Source organism: Secundilactobacillus hailunensis, assembly GCF_005405185.1.
GTDB classification, from domain to species: domain Bacteria; phylum Bacillota; class Bacilli; order Lactobacillales; family Lactobacillaceae; genus Secundilactobacillus; species Secundilactobacillus hailunensis.
Genome location: NZ_BJDO01000072.1, coordinates 1 through 6,815, shown reverse-complemented (window position 1 = coordinate 6,815; position 6,815 = coordinate 1). Strand labels below are relative to the sequence as shown.

The window sequence follows — 6,815 nt, the reverse complement described above, 5'->3', positions numbered from 1 at the left end:
TTCAGCCGAACGCCCATTTGGATATTGGACAGCCCTAGTTCACAAAAGGTTTCGATTTTAATTCGTTCGGAATAGGTTATACTAGACAAAAGATCAGCTCCTAAAAGATGGGTTTGTGGTAAACACCATTTTAAAGGAAGCTGATCTTTTTTGTCCGAACAGCGTTCGGATTAATTTTACAATCTACCCTATTAACAAATTATGAAACCTATTTGCCAATCGTTTCGCGTATAATAAACTAGTGAGTAATTTAAAGGTGGGGGAAGGACTGTTTTTATGTTGGAACTGTCGTTTGAAAAAGAAGTTGTTAAAACCTTAACGACCGGGAGTAACCAATGGGTGGAACGCAAAGACCTATATGGTGCGACGCCGGATCAATTATGGGCTAATTTTCGCGATAAATTAAATAACAATAACTATGCTAAATTACAGGGATACCCTTTAACTGATACCGAATTTAATCAAGTTAGACGGGCGATTGAGGTCCGGACGCCCTACGAAGCGGCTAAATTACTAGCCGCCGAAAATGGCATTGGCAAAGTGGAAGTTGAACGTGATGATGCTAAGCTGGGCACGGTGACACTCGAGTTATTTTGGAAAGCGGACGTCGCTGGTGGTAAATCTAGTTATGAAGTGGTCCGACAAGCAGTACGACCACGGTTAGCTGGTACTCAAGATTTCGATCCTGATCGCCGGTTTGACGTAACCCTATTGATTAATGGGTTACCCTTAATTCAATTGGAACTAAAAAAAGCCACGGTTGAACTTAACCAGGCTTTTAATCAAATTGAAAAATACGCGCAAGAAGGTAAATATACGGGGATTTACTCGCTGCTGCAAATGTTTGTGATTATGACACCAGATAGTACAGCGTATTTTGCGAATGCCGAACCGGATCATTTCAATAAAGCCTTTTTGTTTAATTGGCGGACACGGGATAATCACCCCGTGGAAAACGGCTTAGCGTTCACGCGCCAAGTCCTTAATATTCCCATGGCCCACAAAATGGTCAGTGAATATACGGTCATCGACCAAGAACGTCAGAGTTTAATTCTCTTACGGCCTTATCAGATTTATGCGATTGAAGCCGTGATGCACCGGATTCATGACCATCAAGATGGCTTTGTTTGGCATACCACGGGTTCTGGTAAAACACTCACCTCATATAAAACCGCTAAATTAGCTGCGCAAGATCCTGGTGTCGATAAGGTCATCTTCTTAGTTGACCGGAAAGATTTAGACGAACAGACAACTAGCAACTTTAGTGCCTATGCCGCCAATGATGATATCGCCATTAACGAAGCCCAAAACACCGGTGATTTAATGCGTAAGTTGCAACAAAACGACGGTAAGGTCTTGGTCACCTCAATTCAAAAACTCCATCGGGCGGTCAAAAAAACGCAAGCCCAGCTGGCAACCGGTAAGCAATCCCGCTTTAGTAAGACTTTAAAGCAACGAGTGATCTTCTTTGTTGACGAAGCCCACCGGTCGCAGTTTGGTAAGATGCAAAAGGAAATTCGGGCAGCGTTTGTCAATAGTAATTGGTATGGTTACACCGGCACCCCTATCTTTAATGAAAATAAGAAACAGCTCAAGGGGGATCTAGCAGTTACGACTGAGGAGCTATTTGGTAAAGTCTGTCATGTTTATAACTTGCGAGATGCCTTAGAGGACCAAGCCGTGTTACCGTTTAACGTCGAACATGTAACAACGATTGGCAAAGACACGTTAATAACCCGGGCCTGCGAAAAAGAAACTCAGCGCGTCAAAGCTCGTCGTGATAAGCAAGGCCGCCTGCTGAGTACAGCTGATGAAGCAAAAATTCAAGCCAAGATTCAAGCGATGTCAGTGAAGGACTTGGAAGAAACGTATTTAACTCCGGCTGACTTTGAGACCGATGAACATATTAATCAAGTTGTTCAATATGTTTTACAAAAAGGCCCACGTAAAACCAGCTTGGGTCATGGCAACTATAATGCTATTTTGACCACCAGTTCCATTGAAATGGCGCAACGCTATTATCAAGCCTTTAAAGCCGCGAAAAAGACTACTCATAATCAGCTGGATCCTAATTGGCCCCGAATTGCGATTACTTATTCATTAAGTGAAAACGAAGATCAGAGTGCGCACAAACATGATCAAATGGCCACCATTTTAAAAGATTATAATCAGCAGTATCACACTAATTTTGATTTAGCCGATTTGAATCTCTATAACGAAGATGTCGCAAAACGGGCTGCCCGGCGTGAGGCGGTCTTTGCTCATTTGAAACCTGATCAAGAAATAAATTTAGTGATTGTCGTCCGCCGGTTATTAACAGGCTTTGATGCTCCTCGGCTAAACACGCTCTTTGTTGACCGCCCCTTAGCTTATCAAGAACTCATTCAAGCCTACTCACGCACCAACCGGCTCCAAAACCGGGAATTAAAACAAGAGGGTCAAATTGTGACCTTTCGGGTACCGGCAATCATGGAAGCTAATGAACGTGAAGCTTACAAGTTATATAGTGGCGAAGGCTCTTTTAATGTCATCATTCGTCCCACTTATCAGCAGGCCGTCTTAAAATTTCAAAAGGCTGTGGTGGATTTAAAAGCCATTGCCCCAACGCCTACGGCGGCCGATGACCTCAAAGGAACCACTGCCAAGGTGCAGTTTGTGAAGGCCTTTCGTCAAGTGAATCAACAATTGAACTCGCTATCGATGTACAATGATTTTACTTGGGAGAACAGCGAAAAGGCCTTTGGTATCGCTCAGCCCGAAGTAGAATCCTATACGGGTAAATATCTGCGGATTAAAGCGGCGGTCACTAACCAAGAGCCCGAGAAAGTCCCCGAAGAATTAGCTGCTTTAGACTTTTCCTTAGCTGTTGGTTCAGTTGTCTTGGTGGACTATGATTATTTGACGCAATTAATTCAAGACTGGATTGATGAACAGCAACAGTACTCGACGCCTGATCAAGCCCAAGCGCATATGACCGATTACCTGCAAAACACTGCCAAAGTACAGGCTAGTTTGAATAAATTGGCGGAAACGTAACCGCAACAGGCCCAGTTAATTCGCGAAGCCATGCCCTATATTGAGCAACAAACGCAACAGTCGCAGCAACAGAGTGACCCAAATCAAGCGCCAGTAGCGTTGAATGCTCGGGAGTTGGTGACTGATTACGCCCAGAGACAATTGGTCGAAAAAGCGTCGGTATTTGCCCACACATGGGGCTTAGATCAAGCAGCCCTGTTGCGGGTGGCGCGTGAACACACCGTGGGGACTGATGAATGGCATCATGAACAAGAATTAACGCAGTCAGCAAGTTTAACAGCGGCCTTACAAGCTCAAACTGCCACTGGGCCAAAGATTCCAGCTGTTTTGCCACTATACCGGATTAAGTCCCAGGCTGCTTGGCGACAGTTTATTGAACACGATTTGGCAATCTATTTACAAAAATAAGTGAGGTTAAACAATGTCAGAAAAAACAACGCAAGCTAGTCAACTTGAAAGCGCCTTAGGGAATGCGGCCGATGTCTTACGCGGGAAAATGGACGCTTCTGAATATAAAAATTATTTATTAGGGTTAATTTTTTATCGGTTCCTATCCGAGAAAACCTTGACGACCTTTAGTGAATGGGCGGGTGAAACCGAAAATGTCACCCAGAAATATGCCCAATATATGGATCCGCAGTTTGAATTGGAAGGCGTCTCGGTGCAGCCCAGTTTAGTGGAGTATTTGCAAAACACGCTCGGCTATTTAATTCAACCCCAGGCGTTGTACGCCACTCTGATTGGCAAGATTCAAGCCCATACTTTTGCGTTAGACGATTTATCTCAAGCACTTCATGATCTGGAACAGTCGACACAAAATCTATCTTCAGCGCAAGACTTTTCGGGCTTGTTTGCCGATGTGGATTTAAGTAGTAATAAATTAGGCAGTTCTTTACAACAACGGAACCAAACCATTAGTGATACTATGTTAGCTTTAAATGCGATTGATCTTATCCATCATCAAGGCGACGTCCTAGGTGACGCCTATGAATACTTAATCGCGCAATTTGCCAGTGATTCCGGTAAAAAAGCGGGTGAATTTTATACCCCGCGGCAGGTGTCTGACATTATTGCCCAGATTGTAACCTATCAGCGCAATGAAGGTGATAACCAAGTGCGGACTATCTATGATCCAGCAGTTGGTTCTGGTTCACTGCTATTGAATGTCGGACAGCACGTGCAAAATCCGGGTTTAGTGAGTTACCACGGTCAAGAATTAAACACCACAACCTATAACCTGCCCGAATGAACTTAATGTTACATGGCGTCTCGTATGACGATATGCACTTACGCAATGGCGACACATTAAGTAAAGATTGGCCGGTTGACGAACCTTGCTTATTTGATGCGGTTGTTATGAACCCACCCTACTCGGCACACTGGGATAATAGTGACAAACGCTTGTCTGATCCTCGCTTCCGCGACTATGGCGTCTTACCGCCTAAATCTAAAGCCGACTTTGCCTTCCTACTACATGGCTTTTATCATTTGCAGGAACATGGGACTATGGGCATTGTCCTACCCCATGGTGTGCTATTTCGGGGGGCTAAGGAAGGCAAAATTCGCCAAAAGCTTCTAATGGATAACCGGATTGATGCCATTATTGGACTACCCGCTAATATTTTTCATTCCACCAGTATTCCAACGTTGATCATGATTTTAAAGAAACATAAAACCACTGATGACGTCTTATTTATTGATGCGTCTCGGGAATTTGAAAAGGACAAGAATCAAAATAAGCTAACGGCAGCCAATATTCAAAAAATTGTGACGACTTATCAAAACCGGCAAGATGTCGATAAATATGCCCACGTGGCCTCACCGGCAGAAATCAAAGAGAATGACTACAACTTAAATATTCCGCGCTACCTTGATACGTTTGAACCGGAACCTGAGATCGATCTGGACCAAGTCAAAGCTGATCTAAAGCAACTAGACCAGGAAATCAGTCAGAATGAGCAAGCCTTTAATGAATTAGCCAGCCAGTTAGTGGCTACCCAGGTGACTGACCAGTCAAAATTGGAGGCTCACAATGAAGGATAACCAAGCTAAATATCCGCAATTAAGATTTAAAGGTTTCACTGATCCTTGGGAAGAGCGTAAGTTGGGGGACGAAGTTCTGATAGTGATGGGACAGTCTCCTAATTCAGAAAATTATACTGACAATCCTAATGATCATATTCTTGTTCAAGGTAATGCTGACATGAAAAATGGTCATGTTTTTCCAAGAGTATGGACAACTCAAGTCACTAAACAAGCTGAAAAAAACGATCTCATTTTGAGTGTTCGAGCACCGGTTGGAGATATTGGCAAAACAGATTATGACGTGGTTATCGGTCGAGGTGTTGCTGCTATCAAAGGTAATGAGTTTATATTTCAGAATCTTGGGAAAATGAAGTCTGACGGTTATTGGACTAGATATAGCACAGGTTCAACATTTGAAAGTATTAATTCTAGTGATATCAAAGAAGCTATCATAAGTATCCCTAGAATTGAAGAACAACAAAAAATAGGTTCATTCTTCAAACAACTGGATAACACTATCGCTCTTCATCAGCGTAAGTTAGCTAAGCTTAAGGAACTTAAACAGGGCTATTTGCAAAAAATGTTCCCCCAAAATGGTAGCAAGTTCCCGCAATTAAGATTTTCAGGGTTTGCTGACGCTTGGGAAGAGCGTAAGCTTGGAAATCTCTTTTCAGTCACAGATACAAAGCATGCTACTGCACCAACTACAGACAAAGAAACTCAGTTTAGGATGATACGAACAAGTTATGTACGAGACGGAAGACTGCTTGTGGACCAGACGGAATCTGTGACAGAGCAGACATATAAGCAATGGTCCGAAAGAATTCGGCTTCAGCCAGGCGATATTGTATTCTCACGAGAAGCACCAATTGGTGAAGTTGCCATTATTCCAGACAATTCGTATCATTTCTTCTTAGGTCAGCGCATGGTTGCTTTGAGAAGTACAACTGAAGTATCAACAGATGCGCAATTCACGCTTGCAACCCTTCTGGCTCCACGCTTTCGCCGTGAAGTAAGAATTAGAGATGCGGCCTCTACCACAGTCGCAAATTTTGGAATACCAGATATCAAGAAAACGAGCATCTATGTCCCGACTCCAACCGAGCAAAATAAGCTCGGTACGCTAATTATGATGATTAGTGACACTATCGCTCTTCATCAGCGTAAGCTTGAAAAACTCCAGGAACTCAAAAAAGGGTATCTACAAAAGATGTTTTGCTGATTCTTAATTTGATCAAATTTAGGATCCTATGAAACTCCATGACTTAATTTTTATTGTGCTTGGTCAATACTTAATTCACCTGTATAATAGATTACGCAGGAAGTTTTCTACGTAAAGTCAAGTATATTAGGACTCTAAAGTTTTAATTTATGACATATTTGGCATTATTGCTTTAATTGAGGCGTTTTTTTTCTAAATTAGGAGCATCACAAAGAGCTTCAAAGAAATTACTTCTTTGAAGTTAACTTAGGCTATAATGAACCTGATCAATCAATTACGACAAAAGTCTTTTTGATTATTGTTGGCTACGTTGTAATCATACATTTGATCAGTGATAATCAAAATATATATCGTTCTAAGCAGTTTATGGATTGAAGCAATGGCAATTTTCTTGAACCCCTTCGTTTGAGAAAATTGCTTTTTTCGTTCATAATAATCTGCTATATGACATGGACTAGTCTTAGCCGCTAGATCGATTTGTCCAATTGCACGATAAAGAATCTTCCGCGCAACGGCATTGCCGTGCTTAGAG

At 42.4% G+C, this 6,815-nt stretch carries 1 protein-coding gene and 3 pseudogenes; 3 read left to right on the top strand and 1 reads right to left on the bottom strand.

Annotated elements, in window-relative coordinates:
- The first annotated feature begins 276 nt into the window (after positions 1 to 276).
- The 3 genes and pseudogenes from FFM73_RS11790 to FFM73_RS11780 all read left to right on the top strand — a co-directional run bounded on the left by FFM73_RS11790 (position 277) and on the right by FFM73_RS11780 (position 6,283).
- Positions 277 to 3,444, top strand: a pseudogene (locus FFM73_RS11790) (type I restriction endonuclease subunit R).
- 13 nt (positions 3,445 to 3,457) lie between these two features.
- Positions 3,458 to 5,079 (top strand): annotated as a pseudogene (locus FFM73_RS11785) (type I restriction-modification system subunit M).
- On the top strand, positions 5,069 to 6,283 hold the full coding sequence (locus FFM73_RS11780; RefSeq protein WP_137631871.1) for a restriction endonuclease subunit S: 1,215 nt from the start codon (positions 5,069 to 5,071) through the stop codon (positions 6,281 to 6,283). The pseudogene FFM73_RS11785 and the gene FFM73_RS11780 overlap by 11 nt, the downstream one beginning before the upstream one ends.
- Positions 6,284 to 6,553: 270 nt before the next feature.
- Here the strand turns inward: FFM73_RS11780 and FFM73_RS11775 are convergent.
- Positions 6,554 to 6,815 (bottom strand): annotated as a pseudogene (locus tag FFM73_RS11775) (IS110 family RNA-guided transposase); the annotation flags it as partial.